Annotated in this window: 15 protein-coding genes; 6 read left to right on the top strand and 9 right to left on the bottom strand. The window is 61.0% G+C overall.

Annotated elements, in window-relative coordinates:
• Positions 1–49 precede the first annotated feature (49 nt).
• Positions 50–709: an XRE family transcriptional regulator gene (locus HU743_RS18650; RefSeq protein WP_186650425.1), complete on the top strand. Its 660-nt coding sequence runs from the start codon at positions 50–52 to the stop codon at positions 707–709.
• Between the two features lie 40 nt (positions 710–749).
• Here HU743_RS18650 and HU743_RS18645 read toward each other — a convergent pair whose 3' ends face one another.
• From HU743_RS18645 to HU743_RS18630, 4 genes are all read right to left on the bottom strand, one after another.
• Positions 750–2,687: an acetyl/propionyl/methylcrotonyl-CoA carboxylase subunit alpha gene (locus tag HU743_RS18645; RefSeq protein WP_186650422.1), complete on the bottom strand. Its 1,938-nt coding sequence runs from the start codon at positions 2,685–2,687 to the stop codon at positions 750–752.
• The gene (locus tag HU743_RS18640) at positions 2,687–3,499 is read right to left on the bottom strand and encodes a gamma-carboxygeranoyl-CoA hydratase (protein ID WP_186622037.1); all 813 of its coding nucleotides are present in this window, start codon (positions 3,497–3,499) and stop codon (positions 2,687–2,689) included. The genes HU743_RS18645 and HU743_RS18640 overlap by 1 nt, the downstream gene beginning before the upstream one ends.
• A gap of 78 nt (positions 3,500–3,577) precedes the next feature.
• On the bottom strand, positions 3,578–5,182 hold the full coding sequence (locus HU743_RS18635) for a carboxyl transferase domain-containing protein (protein ID WP_186650418.1): 1,605 nt from the start codon (positions 5,180–5,182) through the stop codon (positions 3,578–3,580).
• A 100-nt stretch (positions 5,183–5,282) separates the two neighbouring features.
• Positions 5,283–6,446: an isovaleryl-CoA dehydrogenase gene (locus HU743_RS18630; RefSeq protein ID WP_186650415.1), complete on the bottom strand. Its 1,164-nt coding sequence runs from the start codon at positions 6,444–6,446 to the stop codon at positions 5,283–5,285.
• 358 nt (positions 6,447–6,804) lie between these two features.
• Here HU743_RS18630 and HU743_RS18625 point away from each other — a divergent pair, with 358 nt between their 5' ends.
• On the top strand, positions 6,805–8,502 hold the full coding sequence (locus tag HU743_RS18625; RefSeq protein WP_186650412.1) for an AMP-binding protein: 1,698 nt from the start codon (positions 6,805–6,807) through the stop codon (positions 8,500–8,502).
• A gap of 657 nt (positions 8,503–9,159) precedes the next feature.
• Here the strand turns inward: HU743_RS18625 and HU743_RS18620 are convergent.
• The 3 genes from HU743_RS18620 to HU743_RS18610 all read right to left on the bottom strand — a co-directional run bounded on the left by HU743_RS18620 (position 9,160) and on the right by HU743_RS18610 (position 11,688).
• Entirely contained in the window at positions 9,160–10,059 is a 900-nt protein-coding gene (locus HU743_RS18620; protein ID WP_186650409.1) for a hydroxymethylglutaryl-CoA lyase, read from the bottom strand.
• A 143-nt stretch (positions 10,060–10,202) separates the two neighbouring features.
• Positions 10,203–10,601 (bottom strand): MerR family DNA-binding transcriptional regulator, encoded by a 399-nt coding sequence (locus HU743_RS18615; RefSeq protein WP_186549906.1) that lies wholly within the window; start codon positions 10,599–10,601, stop codon positions 10,203–10,205.
• 151 nt (positions 10,602–10,752) lie between these two features.
• Positions 10,753–11,688: a LysR family transcriptional regulator gene (locus HU743_RS18610; RefSeq protein WP_186650406.1), complete on the bottom strand. Its 936-nt coding sequence runs from the start codon at positions 11,686–11,688 to the stop codon at positions 10,753–10,755.
• Positions 11,689–11,871: 183 nt separating this feature from the next.
• On the opposite strand from HU743_RS18610, the gene HU743_RS18605 reads away from it, so the two are divergent.
• Positions 11,872–13,101 carry an acyl-CoA dehydrogenase gene (locus HU743_RS18605; RefSeq protein WP_186650404.1) on the top strand — a complete coding sequence of 410 codons (1,230 nt, stop codon included), beginning with the start codon at positions 11,872–11,874 and terminating at the stop codon, positions 13,099–13,101.
• A 181-nt stretch (positions 13,102–13,282) separates the two neighbouring features.
• On the opposite strand, the gene HU743_RS18600 is transcribed toward HU743_RS18605, so the two are convergent.
• Positions 13,283–14,617 (bottom strand): phosphate ABC transporter substrate-binding/OmpA family protein, encoded by a 1,335-nt coding sequence (locus HU743_RS18600; protein ID WP_186650401.1) that lies wholly within the window; start codon positions 14,615–14,617, stop codon positions 13,283–13,285.
• 191 nt (positions 14,618–14,808) lie between these two features.
• On the bottom strand, positions 14,809–15,621 hold the full coding sequence (gene xthA, locus HU743_RS18595; protein ID WP_186650398.1) for an exodeoxyribonuclease III: 813 nt from the start codon (positions 15,619–15,621) through the stop codon (positions 14,809–14,811).
• A 323-nt stretch (positions 15,622–15,944) separates the two neighbouring features.
• Here xthA and HU743_RS18590 point away from each other — a divergent pair, with 323 nt between their 5' ends.
• From HU743_RS18590 to HU743_RS18580, 3 genes are all read left to right on the top strand, one after another.
• Entirely contained in the window at positions 15,945–16,595 is a 651-nt protein-coding gene (locus tag HU743_RS18590) for a GNAT family N-acetyltransferase (RefSeq protein ID WP_186650396.1), read from the top strand.
• 66 nt (positions 16,596–16,661) lie between these two features.
• Positions 16,662–18,389, top strand: a complete 1,728-nt coding sequence (locus HU743_RS18585) for an autotransporter assembly complex family protein (protein ID WP_186650393.1) — start codon at positions 16,662–16,664, stop codon at positions 18,387–18,389.
• Positions 18,386–22,060, top strand: coding sequence for a translocation/assembly module TamB domain-containing protein (locus HU743_RS18580; protein WP_186650390.1), 3,675 nt, complete (start codon positions 18,386–18,388; stop codon positions 22,058–22,060). The genes HU743_RS18585 and HU743_RS18580 overlap by 4 nt, the downstream gene beginning before the upstream one ends.
• Positions 22,061–22,134: the final 74 nt, after the last annotated feature.

The following is a 22,134-nucleotide window of genomic DNA, read 5'->3' as shown; positions in this document are numbered from 1 at the left end:
CTACAATATGTGTTTTGCGGGCCGCAGGCTCCCGCGTAAGGTGCCGCACATGGATAAATGGATTGAGTTGGTCAAGGCCAAAATGAGTGAGCTCAAAATCACTCAAACAGAGCTCGGAGAGCGCGTCGGCATGTCCCAGGGCGGCATCGGCCATTGGCTGAACAAACGTCGCGAGCCGGGCATTACGCAAATGAACCGTGTGCTGCAAGCGCTGGGCATGGAATTTCTGGAAGTGGAGCTGGTGATCCGCGAGCCGCAGCTGACGCCTGCGGACGAAATGCCGCTGGCGCAAAAGTACAACCCGTACTTCCGCTACCCGGTAAGCGATTGGCGTACCCCGTGCGAAGCGCGCGAGAGCGAACAGACCGCTTATGCGCCCGTCTCAGGCAAGCAGCGGTTCGAACTGACGGATTACCACGCCCGTGGCGCCGCGTTCTGGCTGACGGTGGCCGGCGATTCGATGACGGCACCCAGCGGCCCGAGCGTGGCCGAAGGGATGTTGATCCTGGTCGATCCGGCAGCGGAGGCGGTGCCGGGCAAACTGGTCATCGCGCAGTGGCCCGACAGCGACGAAGCGATTTTTCGCAAACTCGACGAAGAGGGCGGCCAGCGTTACCTGGTTCCGCTCAACCCGACCTGGCCGAAAGCGCTGTTCACCGACGAATGCCGAATCCTCGGTGTCGTGGTCCAGGCAACGGCACGTTTCTAGGCCGATCGATCCGCGTTTGCCGGCGGATCGATCGGCTTGTTCACAGCTCTTGCAGTTCCACCAGCGCGCTGCCTTCGCCGACCATTTCGCCTTCCTGGCAATAGAGCGCCTTGACCACGCCCGCATGGGGCGCACGAATGCTGTGCTCCATTTTCATGGCTTCCAGCACCACGAGCTGAGCGCCCGCTTCGACGGTTTGTCCGGCCTCGACCAGCACGCGGACGATACTGCCGTTCATCGGCGCGGTCAGCCCGCCCTGATGACTGTGGCTAGCTTCCACGGCGCTGATCGGATCGTACGTTTCGATGCGGCGCAACTGGCCATCCCATTGCAGATACACCGCGTCATGCCGACGAATCGCTCGTACCTGGCGACGAACACCGTCGTGTTCGATCAACAGTGTTTCGCCGTGAAGCCTTACGTTGCCATTTGCGTTCAAGGTCAATGCGCGATCCTCGCCCTCACAGCTCAAGTGAAGGGTGATCTCGCTGGGCAGCCCGGCACGCCAACCACTGGCTGACGCCCACGGCGACTGTGTATCGTCCGCCGGCAAACTTTGCGCAACGGCCTGCGCAGCGGTATGCCAGAAAGCATCGCTCAGCGCCCCCGGCACGGGCAGCAACTGTTCCTGATAACGCGGGATAAAACCGGTGTCCAGCTCAGCGGCGGCAAACGCCGGGTGGGCAATGATCTGGCGCAGGAAGTTGATATTGGTCTTCAAGCCGCCAATCGCGAATTCATCAAGCATGCTCAACAAGCGCAGGCGAGCTTGCTCGCGATCCTCGCCCCAGGCAATCAGCTTGCCGAGCATCGGGTCGTAGAACGGCGAAATCTCGTCACCTTCGGCAACGCCGCTGTCGACCCGACGCCCCGGTCCGGCAGTGGATTCGCGGTACAGGTCGAGGCGACCAGTCGCCGGCAAAAAATCGTTCGCCGGGTCTTCGGCATACAGCCGCACTTCAATGGCGTGCCCGTTGAGCGGCACTTGCGCCTGGGTGATCGGCAGCGCCTCGCCACGGGCGACGCGAATTTGCCAGGCAACCAGATCCAGACCGGTAATGGCTTCTGTCACCGGGTGTTCAACCTGCAACCGCGTGTTCATCTCCATGAAGAAGAACTCACCGCGAGCATCCAGCAGAAACTCGACGGTGCCGGCGCCGACGTAACCGATCGCTTGCGCCGAACGGACCGCCGCTTCGCCCATCGCTCGCCGCAGCTCAGGCGTCAGGCCTGGCGCGGGGGCTTCTTCGACGACTTTCTGATGGCGTCGCTGAATCGAGCAATCGCGCTCGTTCAGGTACAGGCAATGACCGTGCTGATCGGCAAAGATCTGGATTTCCACATGGCGCGGCTTGAGCAGGTACTTCTCCACCAGCATCCGCGAATCGCCGAACGACGATTGTGCTTCACGTTGCGCGGAGGCGAGGGCTTCCGCCAACTGGCCGACATGCTCGACCACCTTCATGCCTTTACCGCCGCCGCCGGCCGTGGCCTTGAGCAGCACCGGATAACCAATGCGTTCACACGCCTCACTGAAGGTCTCGATGTCTTGCGCTTCGCCGTGATAGCCCGGCACCAGCGGCACGCCCGCCGTTTCCATCAGGGTTTTGGCGGCGGACTTGCTGCCCATGGCGTCGATGGCCGAGGCGGGCGGACCGAGGAACACCAGCCCGGCCGCCTCGATCGCGCGGGCGAACCCGGCGTTCTCGGACAAAAAACCGTATCCCGGATGAATGGCCTGCGCGCCGCTGGCCTTGGCCGCGGCAATCAGTTTGTCGATTTGCAGGTAACTGTCGGCCGCTTTGCTGCCGCCCAGATCGACGCGAATATCCGCTTCACGGCTGTGCCGCGCCTCGCGGTCGGTGGCGCTGTGCACGGCGACGGTGGTCAGTCCGAGGGCCTTGGCGGTGCGCATCACGCGGCAGGCGATTTCGCCACGGTTGGCCACCAGCAAGGTGGTAATCACGGGTGCGCTCATCAACGCGACTCCTGAGTGGTTGCGGCTTGCCAGTTCGGCGGGCGTTTTTGCAGAAAGGCACGCAAGCCTTCCTGGCCTTCCGGGCTGACACGAATCCGCGCGATGGCATTTTCGGTGTAGCGACGCAGGGCCGGGGTCAGCGCACCGTTGCCGACCTCACGCAGCAGATCTTTGCTGGCGCGCATGGCGGCGGGGCTGTTGAGCAACAAATTGTCGATCCACTGTTCGACCTGTTGATCGAGCTCTGCAGCCGGATAGCTCTCCGACAACAGGCCGATCTCCCGCGCGCGCTGCCCGCCGAAGCGCTCGGCCGTCAGCGCATAACGCCGTGCCGCACGTTCGCCGATCGCCTGCACCACGAACGGACTGATCACTGCCGGCGCCAGACCGATGCGCACTTCCGACAGGCAGAACTGCGCATCATCGGCACCGATGGCCATGTCGCAGCAACTGATCAGTCCAAGCGCACCACCGAACGCCGCGCCTTGTACCACGGCCACGGTGGGGATTTTCAGTTTGGCGAGGTTGTACATCAGCTCTGCCAGTTCACGGGCGTCGTCGAGGTTGGTGTTGTAATCGAGTTCCGCCGATTGCTGCATCCAGGCCAGGTCGGCGCCGGCACTGAAATGCCTGCCGCGTCCACGCAGCAACAGGAAACGCAGGCTGGCATCGCCGGCGACCTTGTCGAGGGCGAGGATCAATTCACGAATCATTTCGGCGTTGAAAGCGTTGTTCTTCTCGGCGCGGTTGAGCCACAGCGTGGCGAAGCCGCGTGGGTCACTCTGTAGCTCAAGGGTGTTGAAATCACTCATATTCATCCGTCTCCACGGTTTTTTGCAGGACCGGGAGCAAGCTCCCTCGCCACACAGGCTCGCTCCTGCAAAAAAGCATCACATCCGGAACACGCCGAAGCGGCTCGGTTCGATTGGCGCGTTCAACGAAGCGGACAAGGCCAGGGCCAGCACGTCGCGGGTCTGCGCCGGGTCGATGACGCCGTCGTCCCATAGCCGGGCGCTGGAATAGTAGGGGTGGCCCTGTTCTTCGTATTGATCAAGGATCGGTTGTTTGATCTCGGCTTCCTGTTCGGCGCTGAACGCCTGACCGCTGCGCTCGGCCTGTTCGCGCTTGACCTGCACCAGCACGCCGGCCGCCTGTTCGGCGCCCATCACGCCGATTCGCGCATTCGGCCACATCCACAGGAAACGCGGATCATAGGCCCGCCCGCACATGCCGTAGTTGCCGGCCCCAAAGCTGCCGCCGATGATCACGGTAAATTTCGGCACCTTGGCGCACGCCACCGCGGTCACCAGTTTTGCGCCGTGCTTGGCAATGCCGCCGGCCTCGTATTTCTGCCCGACCATGAAACCGGTGATGTTTTGCAGAAACAGCAACGGAATGCCGCGCTGGCAGGCCAGTTCGATGAAGTGCGCGCCTTTCTGCGCGGCTTCGGCGAAGAGGATGCCGTTGTTCGCCAGAATCGCGATCGGGTAACCGTGCAGATGGGCGAAACCGCAGACCAGCGTGGTGCCGAACAGCGCTTTGAACTCATCGAACAGCGAACCGTCGACCAGCCGTGCGATCACTTCGCGCACGTCGAACGGCTGCTTGGCGTCGGCCGGAACGACGCCATACAACTCATCGCTGGCGTACAGCGGCGCGATCGGCGTGCGTTGCTGCAACTCGCCGAGCTTGCGCCAGTTGAGGTTGGCGACACTGCGGCGGGCGAGGGCGAGGGCGTGTTCGTCACTCTCGGCGTAGTGGTCGGCCACCCCGGAGGTCTTGCAGTGCACGTCAGCACCGCCCAGGTCTTCGGCGCTGACCACTTCGCCGGTCGCGGCCTTCACCAGCGGCGGCCCGGCGAGGAAAATCGTCGCCTGGTTGCGCACCATGATCGCCTCGTCCGCCATCGCCGGCACATAAGCGCCGCCAGCGGTGCACGAGCCCATGACCACGGCGATCTGCGGGATGCCCATGGCGCTCATGTTGGCCTGATTGAAAAAGATCCGCCCGAAGTGCTCGCGGTCCGGAAACACCTCGTCCTGGCGCGGCAAATTGGCGCCACCCGAGTCCACCAGATAAATGCATGGCAAGCGATTCTGCTGGGCGATGGTCTGCGCGCGCAGGTGTTTTTTCACGGTCAACGGGTAGTACGAGCCACCCTTCACCGTCGCGTCGTTAGCGACGATCATGCATTCGACGCCTTCGACCCGGCCGATTCCAGCGATCACCCCGGCGGCGGGCACCTCTTCGCCATACACGGCGTGAGCGGCGAGTTGGCTGATCTCGAGAAACGGCGAGCCGGGGTCGAGCAGGCGATTGATGCGCTCACGCGGCAGCAACTTGCCGCGCGAGGTGTGTCGCTCCTGGGCTTTCGCGCCGCCACCCTGCGCCACTTGGGCGAGCAGGGTCTGCAGGGCGTCGACCTGTTTGAGCATCGCCGCGCTGTTGGCGGCGAACTCCGCTGAACGCGGGTTGAGCTGAGTGTGCAGAATCATGGGGCTTACTCCGTAAGCAGCTTCTAGCTACAAGCGGCAAGCTGCAAGTTGGGGCAAGAGCGTGGTTCTCTTGTAGCTTGCGGCTTGCAGCTGACGAAATTCATTTCGTCTCGTTGAACAGTTCGCGACCGATCAGCATGCGTCGGATTTCGCTGGTGCCGGCGCCGATTTCATACAGCTTGGCGTCACGCAACAGGCGGCCCGCGGGGAATTCGTTGATGTAGCCGTTGCCGCCGAGAATCTGGATCGCGTCGAGGGCCATTTGCGTGGCGCGTTCGGCGGTGTAGAGGATCACCCCGGCGGCGTCCTTGCGCGTGGTTTCGCCGCGCTCGCAGGCCTGGGCAACGGCGTAAAGGTAGGCGCGGCTGGCGTTGAGTTGGGTGTACATGTCGGCGACTTTGCCCTGGATCAGCTGGAATTCGCCGATGCTCTGGCCGAACTGCTTGCGGTCGTGGATGTACGGCACGATCAGGTCCATGCACGATTGCATGATCCCGGTCGGGCCGCCCGAGAGCACCACGCGCTCGTAATCGAGGCCGCTCATCAGCACTTTCACGCCGCCGTTGAGTACACCGAGGATGTTTTCTTCCGGCACTTCAACGTCATCGAAAAACAGCTCGCACGTGTTGGAGCCGCGCATGCCGAGCTTGTCGAATTTGTTGCTGCGGCTGAAGCCTTTCCAGTCGCGCTCGACGATGAACGCAGTGATGCCGTGCGGGCCTTTTTCCAGATCGGTCTTGGCGTAGATCACGTAGGTGTTGGCGTCGGGGCCGTTGGTGATCCAGGTTTTGCTGCCGTTGAGGACGAAACGGTCGCCGCGTTTGTCCGCGCGCAGTTTCATCGAGACCACGTCGGAACCGGCGTTGGGTTCGCTCATCGCCAGGGCGCCGACGTGCTCGCCGCTGATCAGCTTGGGCAAGTACTGGGTCTTTTGTTCGTGGTTGCCGTTGCGGTTGATCTGGTTGACGCAGAGGTTGGAATGCGCGCCGTAGGACAACGCCACCGACGCCGAGCCGCGGCTGATTTCTTCCATCGCCACCACGTGCGCCAGATAACCCAGGCCGGCACCGCCGTATTCTTCCGGCACGGTAATGCCGAGCAGGCCCATGTCACCGAATTTGCGCCACATGTCGGCCGGGAACAGGTTGTCCTGATCGATCTGCGCCGCCCGCGGGGCGATCTGGTCGGCGACAAAGGACTGAACCTGATCGCGCAGCATGTCGATGGTTTCACCGAGGGCGAAGTTCAGGGATGGGTAGCTCATGGGTCACCTTTTGGCTTTTTTATCGGGTGAAGCGCTCGAGAATCGGCGTTCAGCTTTACGTTAACGTAAAGCTTCATGAGTTCGACTGTCAATCGGCTTTACGTAAGCGTCAACTTGGGCGAGAGTACGAGACAGTTTCGACATTTCATCTATGAAAAATTGTGGCGAGGGAGCTTGCTCCCGCTCGAGCGCGAAGCGCTCGCAAAATGGCTGATCGCGGTAAACCTGCGTGCACCGAGTCGCAGATTTCACGACTGCTACGCAGCCGAGCGGGAGCAAGCTCCCTCGCCACACATCAGCCTCAGCCCACTAATCACACATCAGCTTCAGCCCACTAATAAAGACAATAGGGGTCATCATGGATCAACCCAGTGCAACACCGCTGCGCAGCTATACCCGCGGTTCTCAGGACAAAACCTTGCTGGCGATGACCATCGGTCAGCGCTTCGATCAGACCGTCGCGCAATATCCGGACGGCGAGGCGCTGGTGGTGCGCCATCAGCAGCTGCGTTATTCCTGGCGGCAACTGGGCGACGCCGTGGACTTGCATGCCCGCGCCTTGCTCGCCCTCGGTTTGCAGGCCGGTGACCGCCTCGGCATCTGGGCACCCAATTGCGCGCAGTGGTGCATCAGCCAGTTCGCCACGGCGAAAATCGGCGTGATCCTGGTCAACATCAACCCGGCGTACCGCAGTTCCGAGCTCGAATACGTGCTCAAGCAGTCCGGCTGTCAATGGCTGGTCTGTGCAGGCGCGTTCAAAACCTCGAACTATCACGAAATGCTGCAGGGCCTGGCGCCGGAACTGGCCGAACAATCCATCGGCCAGTTGCACAGCGAACGCCTGCCGGACCTGCGCGGGGTGATCAGTCTCGATGCGCAACCGCCATCTGGCTTCCTGCCATGGTCGCAACTGGCCGATCTGGCCCGCAGTGTCTCGCCGCAACAATTATGCGAACGCAGCGACAGTCTGCATTTCGATCAACCGGTGAACATCCAGTACACCTCCGGCACCACCGGTTTTCCCAAAGGTGCCACCCTCAGTCACTACAACATCCTCAACAACGGTTTCATGGTCGGCGAAAGTATCGGCCTGACCCCCGCCGATCGCCTGATGATCCCGGTGCCGTTGTATCACTGCTTTGGCATGGTCATGGGCAACCTCGGCTGCATCACCCATGGCAGCACGATGATTTACCCCAACGACGCTTTCGATCCGCTGCTGACCCTGCAAGCCGTCGCCGAGGAAAGGGCCACGGGCCTGTACGGCGTCCCCACCATGTTTATCGCCATGCTCGATCAGCCACAGCGCGGCGAATTCGATCTGTCGAGCCTGCGCACCGGCATCATGGCCGGCGCCACGTGTCCGATTGAAGTCATGCGCCGGGTCATTCGCGAGATGCACATGAGCGAAGTGCAGATTGCCTACGGCATGACCGAAACCAGCCCGGTATCGCTACAGACCGGACCGAACGACGAACTGGAATTGCGCGTGACGACCGTCGGCCGCACCCAGCCGCAGCTGGAAAGCAAAATCATCGACGAGGCCGGGAATCTCGTACCCCGCGGCACCATTGGCGAACTCTGCACCCGCGGTTACAGCGTGATGCTGGGTTATTGGAACAACCCACAGGCCACCGCTGAAGCCATCGACGAGGCAGGGTGGATGCACACCGGCGACCTGGCGAGCATGAACGAGGCGGGCTACGTCAATATCGCCGGGCGCAACAAGGACATGATCATCCGTGGCGGCGAGAATATTTATCCGCGTGAACTGGAGGAGTTTTTCTTCACTCACCCGGCGGTGGCCGACGTCCAGGTGATCGGCATTCCGTGTTCGCGCTATGGCGAAGAAATTGTCGCCTGGATCAAATTCCACCCCGGCCACAGCGCCTCGGAACTGGAACTGCAAGCCTGGTGCAAGGAACGTATCGCGCACTTCAAGACGCCGCGGCATTTCAAATTCGTTGAAGCGTTTCCGATGACGGTGACGGGCAAGATCCAGAAATTCCGCATGCGTGAGATCAGTATCGAAGAGCTGAAAACAATCGAGCGATAATCACAGCCCCTGTGGGAGCTGGCTTGCCAGCGATGGCGTCAGGTCAGCCAGCATCCATATTGAATGATCTACCGCAATCGCTGGCAAGCCAGCTCCCACAGGGATCGGGGTGAATTCAGGAATTGCACAAAGCACAAAGGGGAGCCGAGGCTCCCCTTTAATTTTGTCGTCGCGTGCTCTTTTTTTATTATTGAGGGTCGGTCTGTTGTTGTTTTTGGCAACCGTGGCCCTTTACCGCTGTTTTGGCGACCCCCATCCGGGGTCAAGAGCAAACGTATTTTTTTGAGCGCTGATCTGCTTTCTCGCCAGGCGATCCAACCGATTCGGGAGCTACCTGAAGGTAGTTTTATTGTTCTCTGCCCGGTTGCGGGTCACTCCTGAGAGCACCCTGAAAAGCACACCTTCTCCAAAAAAATCTGTTAGCTGCGTCTCTGCCGTGTTGTTTTTGTTATGTCAGAGTCGTTTCGTCTTGTTTTTATTGGTTTGCGGCTTTTTATTCTTGTTATGCGATAGAGATAGCAGGTGTCGTGCCAACTTTTTAAAACCCTTATAAATCAAGTGATTAGGTTTTTACGAGCTTTTCGGGTCGGAGCAATCCAGACAATTTGTTTCCGTGTTACTCGCTTTTGCCCACATCGTCGACGCAGCGGTAACACCTCACTGTGCGCTGCGCGCCTTGGACACCCGCGAGCCGCTGGGCCGGCCGAGCACGGCGCTGATCTGCTGACCCGCGGCAATCAAGGCGTCCAGGTCGATGCCGGTCTCGATCCCCAGGCCGTTGAGCAGGTACACCACGTCCTCGGTGGCAACGTTACCGCTCGCGCCCTTGGCGTAAGGACACCCGCCGAGGCCGGCGATCGAACTGTCGAACACGGCGATGCCTTCGAGCAGGCTGGCGTAAATGTTGGCCATGGCCTGGCCGTAAGTGTCGTGGAAATGCCCGGCGAGCTTGTCTCGCGGCACGTGCGCCGACACCACTTCGAACAGGCGTCGAGTCGCGCCGGCGGTCCCCGTGCCGATGGTGTCGCCCAGCGACACCTCGTAACAGCCCATCGCGTACAGCTCGCGCGCGACCAGCGCCACTTGCTCCGGCGCGACCGCGCCTTCATACGGGCAGCCCAAGACACAGGAAACGTAACCACGCACGGTAACGCCGTGTTGTCTGGCGGCTTCCATGATCGGTGCGAACCGCGCCAGGCTTTCGCTGATCGTGCAATTGATGTTGCGTTGCGAAAAGGCTTCGGAGGCGGCGGCAAACACCGCGACTTCCTTGACCCCGGCGGCGATGGCATCTTCGAAGCCGCGCAGGTTCGGCGCCAGAGCGCCGTAGGTCACCCCCGGTTTACGCTGGATCTGCGCGAACACTTCGGCCGACCCGGCCATCTGCGGCACCCACTTGGGCGAGACGAAACTGCCGACTTCGATATAGCGCAGGCCAGCAGCGCTGAGGGCATCGACCAGTTGCACCTTGTCAGCCACGGTGATGGGTTGGGCTTCGTTCTGCAGGCCATCGCGTGGGCCGACTTCGATCAGGCGTACTTGAGAGGGGAGGGACATGGCTGGACCTGCTCTGTTGAATTCGTGGAGATCCCTTTGTAGGAGTGAGCCTGCTCGCGATAGCGGAGTGTCAGTCATCATATTTGTTTCTGATACACCGCTATCGCGAGCAGGCTCACTCCTACAGGGGGATGTGGTGTTTGCTAGACCACTTGCTGGCTCTTGAGCGTCTGCTCCAGCGCCTGCACACAGCGCTCCTCGGCGGTATCGAGCTCCAGTTTCATCTGTTCGATATCGAGCAATTGTTGCTCAAGCTGTTCACGGCGCTCGCTGATTTTCGCCAGCATGCTGTTGAGCTGTCTGGTGTTACCGCTCGACGGATCGTAGAGCTCGATCAGCTCGCGGCATTCGGCCAGCGAGAAGCCGATGCGTTTGCCACGCAGGATCAGTTTCAGCGTGACCTTGTCGCGCGGTGAGTAAATGCGTTCCTGGCCACGACGCTCGGGACTGAGCAGGCCTTGCTCTTCATAAAAGCGAATCGCCCGGGTGGTGATGTCCAGCTCGCGGGCGAGGTCGGAAATGCTGTAAGTCTGACTGCTCATGAAAGCGCTCGGAAAGGGGGCGTGGCGCTAAGCTAATCGGTGGTTTACGTTTACGTCAAGCAAGAAAAAGATCGCAGCCTTCGGCAGCTCCTACAGGAGGAATGCATTCCAAATGTAGGAGCTGCCGAAGGCTGCGATCTTTTGATTTTCCTCAAACCGCCTGCTTATCCAGCTTCTTCTCCTGCGCCGTCACCTGCTGGCACAACTCGATCATCTGTTCGCGCATCCAGCGGTTGGCCGGGTCCTGGTCGGTGCTTTCATGCCAATACAGATGCGTCTCCACCGACGGCACGTCGTTGACCGGCAAATTGAACGCCTGCAGTTCGTGCCGACGGGCAAACCGCTCCGGTACGGTCATGACCATGTCGGTCTGCTGCATCACTTGCGAGGCCATCAGATAGTGCTGCGAGCGCAGGGCGATCTTGCGCTGGATGCCCATTTTGCCCAGTGCCAGATCGACATAACCCAGACCGCTGCGGCGGCTGGAAATATGGATGTGGGTCAGCGACAGGTAGTCATCGAGGCTGAGTTTGTCCTTGCCCGCCATCGGATGGCCCTTGCGCATCGCACAGACGTAACGGTCGTCCATCAGCTTGACGTGGCGCACCTGTGGGTCAGTGTTGAGCGGCGCATCCACGGCGAAATCCAGACGCCCGGCCGCCAGTTCCTTGGTGGTTTCCCGACGTTTGGACAGAAAGCTTTCGATAATCACCGTCGGCGCCAGGCGGCGCAAGCGCTGGAACAGTGGCGGCAGGATTATCGCTTCAGTGAGGTCGGTCATGCTGATGCGGTAGGTCTTGACCGCCTGCGCCGGGTTGAAAATGCGACTTTCCTGCACCGACACGCGCAATAGCGACAGGGCGTTGCGCACCGGGCCGATGATGTTCTGCGCCATCGGCGTCGGCACCATGCCTTGGGCCGTGCGCACAAACAGCGGGTCGTTGAAGGTTTCGCGCAACCGTGCCAGCGCGTTCGACACCGCCGGCTGCGTGATGCCGACAATCTGCCCGGCGCGGGTCAGGTTGGCTTCGGTGTAGATCGCGTCGAAGACGATGAAAAGGTTGAGGTCGACCTTACTCAGATTCATAACGCGGCTTCTCTTGTTATTAAGTGCAAGTGTTTTGGGGCTGACGATCAGCGGATCATATATTGGTGATGAATGTTTATACACGCCGAGAATAGGCTAGGTAAATGATCAGCGCTGTTCTAGCATCGATTGCATGACTTGAACAACCTCTGCAAGAACTGCCTTAACCATCGGGAGCTGCTCATGGATTTCGCTTATTCGCCCAAGGTGCAAGAACTGCGTGAGCGCGTGACTGCGTTCATGGACACTTACGTTTACCCGGCCGAAGCGGTGTTCGAACGCCAGGTCGCCGAAGGTGATCGCTGGCAACCGACGGCGATCATGGAGGAGCTCAAAGCCAAGGCCAAGGCTGAAGGTCTGTGGAATCTGTTTCTGCCTGAGTCCGAACTCGGTGCCGGCCTGAGCAACCTCGAATACGCGCCGCTGGCGGAAATCATGGGCCGTTCCCTGCTGGGGCCGGAGCCGTTCAACTGCTCGGCGCCGGACACCGGCAACATGGAAGTGCTGGTGCGCTACGCCAACGAAGAGCAGAAACAGCGCTGGCTGGAACCGTTGCTACGCGGCGAGATCCGTTCGGCGTTCGCCATGACCGAGCCGGACGTGGCGTCTTCGGACGCGACCAACATGGCCGCCAGCGCGGTGCGCGATGGTGATCAGTGGGTGATCAACGGCAAGAAGTGGTGGACCTCCGGCGCCTGCGATCCGCGCTGCAAGATTCTGATCTTCATGGGCCTGAGCAACCCCGACGCCCCGCGTCACGCCCAGCACTCGATGATCCTCGTCCCGGTCGATACCCCCGGGGTAAAAATTGTCCGTCCGCTGCCGGTGTTCGGTTACGACGATGCACCGCACGGTCATGCCGAAGTGCTGTTCGACAACGTGCGCGTGCCTTACGAAAACGTCCTGCTTGGCGAAGGACGCGGCTTCGAAATCGCTCAGGGTCGCCTCGGCCCGGGCCGGATTCACCACTGCATGCGTTCGATCGGCATGGCTGAACGTGCCTTGGAACTGATGTGTAAACGTTCGGTGAGCCGCACCGCGTTCGGCAAACCGCTGGCACGCCTGGGCGGCAATGTCGACAAGATCGCCGACTCGCGAATGGAGATCGACATGGCGCGTCTGCTGACATTGAAAGCGGCGTACATGATGGACACGGTCGGCAACAAAGTGGCGAAAAGCGAAATCGCCCAGATCAAGGTGGTGGCGCCAAACGTTGCGCTGCGAGTGATCGACCGCGCCATTCAGATGCATGGCGGGGCCGGGGTGTCGAACGATTTCCCCCTGGCCTATATGTACGCCATGCAGCGCACCCTGCGCCTCGCTGACGGCCCGGACGAAGTGCACCGCGCGGCGATCGGCAAGTTCGAGATCGGCAAATATGTACCGAAGGAAATGTTGCGTAGCGGTCACTGAACCGATACCGATCTGCACTGAACACTCATTGTGGCGAGGGAGCTTGCTCCCGCTCGGCTGCGCAGCAGCCGTAAAATCAGGCAACCCGTTCTTTCTGTCAGTACCGGGTCGTTTGGTCAGGGTCGCTTCGCAACCCAGCGGGAGCAAGCTCCCTCGCCACAACGGCGGTTGAGCTTTCGGATCAATACACCCAAACCTCAACCCGCCGATTTTTGATCCGTCCCTCATCGGCGCTATTAGCCGCTACCGGCATCAACGCGCCAAACCCGCGCACTTCGCGCAATACCACGCCGTTCTTGACCAATTCGCGGCGCACCGTCATCGCCCGCAGTCTGGACAGCAGATCGGCGCGCGCCGGATCATCCTTGAGGTCGCCAAAGCCCACCAGCGTCACCGCCCGATCCATCTTGCCGTGGCGCTTTATATAGTCGAACACCCGCGCCAGATCCTGCCGGGCCTTGTTGTCCAGGCTCGCGCTGCCTTCTTCGAAACGAAAATTTACCGTCAAACGCTGGGCGTGACGGCTGAGCGATTGATAGCCCTCGGGCATCAGCGCGTTCGGCGCGACGGTCATGGCGTGTACGGTCTGACTGATAAACCCGCTGGCGGCGACGATCGTCTGGCCCTGAGGGCTTTGCGCAAACGCCGCCAAGGCCTGCGCCCACGGATTCTGGCTGTCGGGCGGCAGGTAGAAAAACAGCCGCCGGGATAACGGATAATCCTCGGTGGCGATCAGGCTGTTGAGCGGCAACATCGCTTGCGATGCGCCATCGGCAATCGCCAGCGCTTTGGCCTGACGCACGTAGGGCAGGCCGATGAAACCGATGGCTTGCGGATCACTGCTGACCGCATCGGACAATTGCTCGCTGGCTTCAAACCTTTTCGCTGCGCTGCTCAGACTTTTCCCATGACGACTGAGGACCAGTTCCTTGAACGTGTCGTACGTGCCGGACTGGTCATCCCGCGCATATAAATGAATGGCCCCGCCACGACCGCCGAGGGCTTCCCAGGTTTTCACTTCACCGGCGAAGATTCGCGCCAGTTGGGCGGTGTCCAGTTGCTGAAGGGGATTATCGGGATGAAGGATGATTGCCAGGCCATCGATGGCGATGACTTGTTCGGCGGCAGGACTCTTCAGATCGCCGAGTGATTGCAGGCTGAGCAGTTCGCTGTCCTTGATCTCACGGGAGGCGGCGGCCAGATCGGCGCTGGCGTTTTTCAACGCGGTGAAGCCGGTGCTGGAACCGTGGGCGGCAACGTCGACGACCACGCGTTGACCTTGGGCGGTTTGGCCGACGATGCGTTGTTCGTTGGCGGTGTCCGGGGTTTCGCGGTGGACTTTCAGCAAGCCCTGTTCCTGCAGCAGGCCTTCAACCAGCGCCGGGCCGAGTTCAGCGCCGATGGTGTTGGAACCTTGAATGCGCAACGCCGGGCCGTTTTCCGGAATGGGCAGGGCGGCGGCAGCCACCGTCAGCCAAGCACTCGAGAGAAAGACGAACAGAACACGCAGGGTCATGCCGGCACCGAATCAAGCCAAGGGGATTGCCGGGGAGATTAAGTCAGAAAGATGACTTGGAGATGACAGCGGTCCTTTGTAGGAGTGAGCCTGCTCGCGATGGCCATATATCAGTCAGCATTTGCGTCGACTGACACTACGCTATCGCGAGCAGGCTCACTCCTACAGGGGGATCGTGGTGATGCTGGAAATCAGGCCAGTTCAAGCCAGATCGGCGCATGGTCCGACGGTTTTTCCATCCCGCGCAGTTCGTAGTCCACGCCGGCGTCCTTGACCCTTGGCAGCAAGCCATGGGACGCGAGAATCACGTCAATTCGCAGCCCGCGCTTGGGCTCATCCTCAAACCCACGGCTGCGGTAGTCGAACCAGCTGAACATGTCCGTCACGTCCGGGTTGAGATGACGATAGCTGTCGGTCAGGCCCCAGTTCTTCAGGCGCGCCATCCATTCGCGCTCTTCGGGCAGGAAGCTGCATTTGCCGGTTTTCAGCCAGCGCTTCATGTTGTCCGGGCCGATGCCGATGTCGCAGTCTTCCGGGGAGATGTTCACATCGCCCATCACCACCAGCGGCTGTTCGTTATGGAACTGGCTTTCGAGCAGGGTTTGCAGGTCGCTGTAGAAACGCTGCTTGGCGGGAAATTTGGTCGGGTGGTCGCGGCTTTCTCCCTGTGGGAAATAGCCGTTCATGATCGTCACCGGCACGCCATCGGCATCAGCAAAAGTGCCCCAGATGAAACGGCGCTGGGCGTCTTCGTCGTCAGTGGCGAAGCCTTTGTGGATGGCAATCGGCTCGCGGCGTGACAGCAGGGCCACGCCGTAATGGCCTTTCTGGCCATGGAAATGCACGTGGTAGCCGAGCGCGCGGATGTCGTCGAGGGGGAACTGGTCGTCGTGAACCTTGGTTTCCTGCAGGCCGATCACATCCGGCTGGTGTTTTTCGATCAGCGCTGCCAGCTGATGCGGACGGGCACGCAGTCCGTTGATGTTGAAGGAAACGATCTTCATGGTCGGCAGTCCTGGCAAAAGGGCGATGCTAGCTGACATGGGGGAGATGGGCCAGTGTGGGAGAAATCATTTTGGCCTGTGGGATTTGTAGCGCTTGTCCCGGCCCCATCGCTGGCAAGCCAGCTCCCACAGTGTCTGCGTCGTTCACAACATTTCCATACACCACAGAAACCTGTGGGAGCTGGCTTGCCAGCGATGAGGCCCTCCCCAGTCGATGAAGATCCGAGGCTGGTCTAACCTGTCAGGGGAACCACCACATCCGCCCAAGGTTCGTACCAACAAGCGCGCCAGCCTCCGAGCGCGCCCCCGGGGAGAACACTGCAATGCCTGAAACCCAGTTCGCCGTCGCCGACATCCACATGCTCGACCGCGGCTATTCCCGCGAAGCCCGCTCGTTGTTGTATCAGGCCTATCGCCACGAGCCGACCTTCGGGTATCTGTTCGAAGCCGAGCGCCCCGGTTATGAACAGCGCGTGCGCGCGACGGTGCGCGAACGGGTCAAACAGCATTTTCTCCAGGACCTGCCCGCCATCGGCCTGCTGGTCAACGACCGACTGATCGGCATTGCCCTGATTGCACCACCACAACGTCGCCTCGGTATCACCGACAGTTGGGCATGGCGCCTGCGCATGGTGCTCAGCACCGGGTTTCGCTGCACCCGCCGCTATCTGGAATATCACGATGCCGTCGCGGCGTGCGTGCCCGGTGACTCGGTGCACATGCTGCCGTTGCTCGGCGTGCATCCGCAGTTTCAAGGCAAGCACTACGGCGAACAATTGCTTACCGCCGTGCACAACTGGTGCGCGGTGGATGAAACCTCGCAGGGCGTGGTGCTCGACACCGGCAACCCGCGCTACCTGGAATTCTATAAAAGGCAGGGTTATCAGGAGATCGGCGAGGTTGCCGTCGGGCCGGTGCGCGAACACGTCTTTTTCCACGCCAATCCGCAGGTGTTACAAACAGCAACGGGTTAATCATCGAACTTCTTCAGAAATTTCCTGTTCTATCAGGCTCCCAAGCCCGTGATAGCATCCGCGCCTATGAAGTTTCCAGGAAGATTTACCAGTGGCGTGCTGATGCTGTTATCCAGCTGCGCGGCGCTGGCGCAAAGTGAATTGGATGTGCGGATCAAACCGTCCAACGATGAACTCAAGGTCAATATAGAAGGCTATATCGGCAGCCTCGGCGACCGCGACGAAGAAGCCCTGCAGCGCTTCAGTCGCGGTGCCGAGGAGCAGGCGCGCAAGGCTGCCCAGGCGTTGGGCTATTACCAGGCGCAGATCGAAAGTGACGTCAAGGGCGGCGATAAACCGCGCCTGGTGCTGAACATCGATCCCGGCGAGCCGATTCGCCTGCGCAACGTCATCATCCGCGTCGACGGCCCGGCGGCCTCCCTCAAATCCTTCCGCGTACCGAAGAGCGATCAGCTCAAATCCGGTGCTCCACTCAACCATGGCCGCTACGAAGACGCCAAGCGAGTGATCCAGAACCAGGCCTCGCGTTTTGGTTATTTCAGCGGTCGCTTCACTAGCCAAAAACTGATGGTCGACCCGCGTGCGGGTGTGGCCGACATTGAATTGATCTACGACAGCGGCCCTCGTTATGCGTTGGGCAAAGTCAGTTTCGAAGGCGACACGCCGTTCGACGAAGACCTGCTGCAACGCATGGTGCCATTCAAGGCAGGCGAACCCTACGACTCCGAACTGATCGCCGAACTCAACCGCGACCTGCAATCGAGCGGCTATTTTGAAGGCGTGCGTGTCGACGCCGCGCCGACCGCGGCGAAGAACGATGTGATCCCGGTGGACGTCAAGCTCGACACGCGCAAACCACGGACCATGGGCCTGGGTCTCGGTTACTCGACCGACGTCGGCCCGCGGGTCAGGGCTAACTGGACGCGGCACTGGGTCAATCCGCAGGGCGACAGCTATGGTTGGGAAGCCGAGCTGTCGGCGCCACGGCAAAACGTCGGGCTGTTCTACGACATTCCCCTCGACCCGCCGCTGACCGACAAACTGCGCTGGGCCGGCGGTTATCAATTCGAGGACATTGAAGGCTCCGACACGTTGAGCAAACTGCTCACCTTCGGCCCGGAATGGCACAGCAAGTTGCCCAGCGGCTGGCAACGGGTGATCTCGTTGAAATGGCAGCGCGAGGAATACGAACTCGGCGACGACTCCGGTTTGAGTACCTTGCTGATGCCCGGCATCAGTTATTCGTACCTGAAAAGTGACAACCGTATCGACCCGCGCAACGGCTATCGTCTGAGTTTCGAAAGCAAAGTGGCGAAGGAAGGCCTCGGTTCGGACAACAACCTTCTTTATGGCACGGCGTTGGTCAAAGGCCTGACCACCGTCTTCGACAAGCACCGTCTGCTCGGTCGCGTACAGGTCGGCGGCAGTGCCACCAACGGCTACAACTCGATCCCGCCGTCGCTGCGCTTTTTTGCCGGTGGCGACCAGAGCGTGCGCGGTTACGACTATCAGAGCCTGTCGCCGAAAAACTCCAAGGGCGACCGCATCGGCGGGCGCTACATGGTCGCCGGCAGCGTCGAATATCAGTATTCGGTCGCCGAGAAGTGGCGGGTCGCGACCTTTGTCGACCAAGGCAACTCTTTCAACAAACTCGAACTGCCGAACCTCAAGACCGGGGTCGGCGTGGGTGTGCGCTGGGTCTCGCCGGTCGGGCCGATCCGCCTCGACCTGGCCCACGCGCTGGACGACGACGGCGGCATCCGGCTGCACTTTTCCATGGGGCCTGAGCTGTGAAGCGTGGTGTGAAAATAACGGCGCTGAGCCTGTTGGCGCTGCTGGTGTTGATTGTAGTGAGCCTCGCCGCAGTACTCGGTACGCAGGCGGGCAGCCGTTGGGCGCTGGGTCTGGTACCGGGCCTGAGCGTGGAGAATTTTCAGGGTCGCCTTGGTGGCCAATGGAGCGCCGATCATCTGCTCTGGGAGCAGGGCACTAGCCGCGTCGAATTGAACAAGGCCATCTTCGCCTGGTCGCCGCTGTGCCTGACACGCATGACCCTTTGCATCGATCAGCTCAAGGCCGATCAGGTGAGTCTGCAATTTCCACCGAGCGAAGACACCACGCCGAGCGGCCCCATCCAACTGCCGGATCTGCAATTGCCGTTGGCGATCGAGCTGGGCGATGTCGAGGTGGGCAGCCTGTTGTTCAACGGCAGCGAACAGCTCAAGGGCTTGCGACTGGCGGCGCACTGGAGTGCTCAGGGCTTGCAGATCGACAGCGTGAAATTGCAGCGCGACGAACTCAGCCTGAACCTGTCCGGCCTGCTGCAACCGAGCGGCAACTGGCCGCTGAACATCCAGGGCGATTTGACCTTGCCGGCGCCGGGCACTGAACCGTGGACGCTGGCGCTGAAGGTCGACGGTGATTTGCTCAAAACCCTCAATCTGCAAGCCGACAGCCGTGGCTACCTCGACGGCCAGTTGAGCGGTGAACTGCAAGCGCTGGCGGAAAATCTCCCGGCCAAGGTGCGCATCACCAGCGACGCGTTCAAACCCAGCGCCGATCTGCCCGATACCCTGCAATTCAATCAACTTGTACTGACGGGCGAAGGCGACCTGAAAAACGGTTACCAGCTTGTCGGCAACGCAACCTTACCCGCCGAAAAATCGCCAGTGGCGCTGCTGCTCAAAGGCAAGGTCGACGCCAGCGGCGCACAGATTGCCGGACTCGACCTCAACGCCAACGACACGCAAAGCCTCAAGCTCACCGGCAATGTCGACTGGAGCAAAGGCCTCAGCGCCCAGGCCAACATCAACTGGCAAGACTTCCCTTGGCATCGGCTCTATCCGGAGATCGACGAGCCGCAAGTCGCACTGCGCACATTCACCGGCGAAGTCTCCTACACCGACGGACAATATCTGGGCAACTTCGCCGCCGCGCTGGATGGCCCGGCGGGGGCGTTCACCCTGAGCAGTCCGTTCAGCGGCAGCCTCGAACAGATCGCCTTGCCGCAACTGGTCATGCAGGCCGGGCAGGGCAAGGCAGAAGGGCACGTCAATGTGCGCTTCGCCGACGGTATCGCCTGGGATACCGCGCTGGATCTGTCGGCGCTCAACCCGGCGTATTGGGTCGCGGAACTGCCGGGCACGTTGGCCGGGCCGCTGAAGAGCAAAGGCGAAATGAAGAATGAACGGCTGAGCCTCAGCGCCGACCTCGATCTCAAAGGCAAACTGCGTGGTCAACCGGCGATTCTGCAAGCCAAGGCTGACGGCGCTGGCGAGCAGTGGAACCTCAACGCCCTGCAAATCCGCCTCGGCGATAACCACATCAGCGGCAAGGGCAGCCTGCACGAAAAACTCAGCGGACAGATCGACATCAAATTGCCGCGACTGGCCCAGCTATGGCCCCAGTTGCGCGGGCAGATCAACGGCCAGCTCAACGCCGCCGGCACGCTGAAAACGCCGCAAGGCAAGTTGAATCTGCAAGGTTCGCAGCTGGTGTTTGAGGACAACCGCCTGCAAAGCCTTAACCTCGACGCCACGCTCGACAGTGCGCAACGGGCGAAGATCGATTTAAAGGGCAGCGGCATTCACGCGGGCGACACCTCGCTGGGCACCCTGACGGCCAATGCTCAGGGCGATATCAAGAGCCAGAAACTCAACCTCGACCTGATCGGACCGAAGCTGAAACTGGCGCTGGGTCTGGACGGCAATCTGGACAAGGGCAACTGGCGCGGGCGGCTGGCCAGCGGCGACATTCAGGTTGGCGGTCAGGACTGGAGGCTGCAAAGTCCGGCCAAGCTGGAACGCCTGGCGGACGGCCAGATCAACTTCGGCGCGCATTGCTGGCTGTCCGGCAACGCCAGCCTGTGTGGTGAAGACCAGCGGCTGATGCCCGAGCCCAAATTGCGCTATCACCTCAAGCAATTCCCCATCGAAAGCCTCGCGCAATGGCTGCCCAAGGACTTTGCCTGGCAGGGCCGGCTCAACGCCGATCTGCAACTGGACCTACCAGCGAGCGGCCCGAACGGCGTGGTCAGTGTCGATGCCAGTGGTGGCACCCTGCGCGTGCGTGACAAAGAGCAGTGGCTGGACTTTCCGTACCAGACGCTCAAGCTCACCAGCAAACTCACGCCCAAGCGCGTCGACACCGAACTCAACTTCGTCGGCGGCAAACTGGGCGAGTTGATGGTGCAGGCGCAGCTCAATCCACTGCCGAAAAACAAACCGCTGACGGGCTCGTTCCGCCTCACCGGTCTGGACGTGTCCGTGGCGCGGCCGTTTGTACCGATGGTGGAGAAACTCACCGGGCACCTCAACGGCAGCGGCACGCTTTCCGGCGGTCTGCTCGCGCCGTTGGTCAATGGCACCGTGCAGCTCAGCGACGGCGAAGTCTCTGGCGCCGAACTGCCGATGGAGTTGCAGGATCTGCAGCTCAAAGCGGTGATCGCTGGCGAAGCGGTGCGTCTGGACGGCGGCTGGAAAAGTGGCCCGAGCGGGCAGGGCAGCCTCAACGGTGAGGTGGCCTGGGGGCCGGCGCTGGTGGTCGACCTGGCACTCAAGGGCACGCAATTGCCGGTCAGCGTCGAACCCTACGCCAAGCTTGAGATGGCCCCGGATCTGAAAATTTCCATGGCCGGCGATGAGCTGAAAATTGCCGGCAAGGTGCTGGTGCCAAAGGGCGAAATCACCGTGCGCGAGCTACCGCCGTCGACGGTGAAAGTCTCCGACGACACCATCATCGTCGGGGCGCAGACCGAAGAGGGCAAACCGCCCATCGCGATGAAAATGGACATCGATGTCATCGTCGGCCAGGACAAGCTGAGTTTTGCCGGTTTTGGCCTGACTGCCAATCTGCAAGGTCAGGTGCACATCGGCGACAACATGGACACCCGTGGCGAACTCTGGCTCAACGACGGCAAGTACCGCGCCTACGGGCAGCGCCTGACGGTGCGGCGTGCGCGTCTGTTGTTTGCCGGCCCCATCGACCAGCCGTATCTGGACATCGAGGCTATCCGCCAGACCGACGATGTGATTGCCGGGATCCGGCTCAGTGGCAGCGCCGAACAGCCGACCACGCAGATCTTCTCCGAACCGGCCATGAGTCAGGAGCAAGCCTTGTCCTATCTGGTGCTGGGACGCCCACTGAGCACCAATGGCGAAGACAACAACATGCTCGCGCAAGCCGCATTGGGCCTGGGCTTGATGGGCAGCGCCGGGGTCACCAGCGGTCTGGCCAAGGACTTGGGGATTCAGGATTTCCAGCTCGACACCCAGGGCAGCGGCAACGACACCAGCGTCGTCGCCAGCGGCAACATCTCCGAGAAACTCAGCCTGCGCTACGGCGTCGGCGTGTTCGAACCGGCCAGCACCATCGCCTTGCGCTACAAGCTGAGCAAGAAGGTCTATGTCGAAGCGGCCAGCGGCGTGGCGAGTTCGCTGGATATCTTTTACAAACGCGATTTCTAGCGCGCGTCTGTTCATTCGAACCGAGTCGCGCCCTTCGCGAGCAGGCTCGCTCCCATATTTGGAATGCATTCCCC

The organism is Pseudomonas sp. SWRI99 (assembly GCF_014270125.1).
In the GTDB taxonomy this organism is placed as follows: domain Bacteria; phylum Pseudomonadota; class Gammaproteobacteria; order Pseudomonadales; family Pseudomonadaceae; genus Aquipseudomonas; species Aquipseudomonas hamedanensis.
Note: the sequence above shows the minus strand (reverse complement) of the source record. Positions and strands in the feature narration are given on the sequence as shown.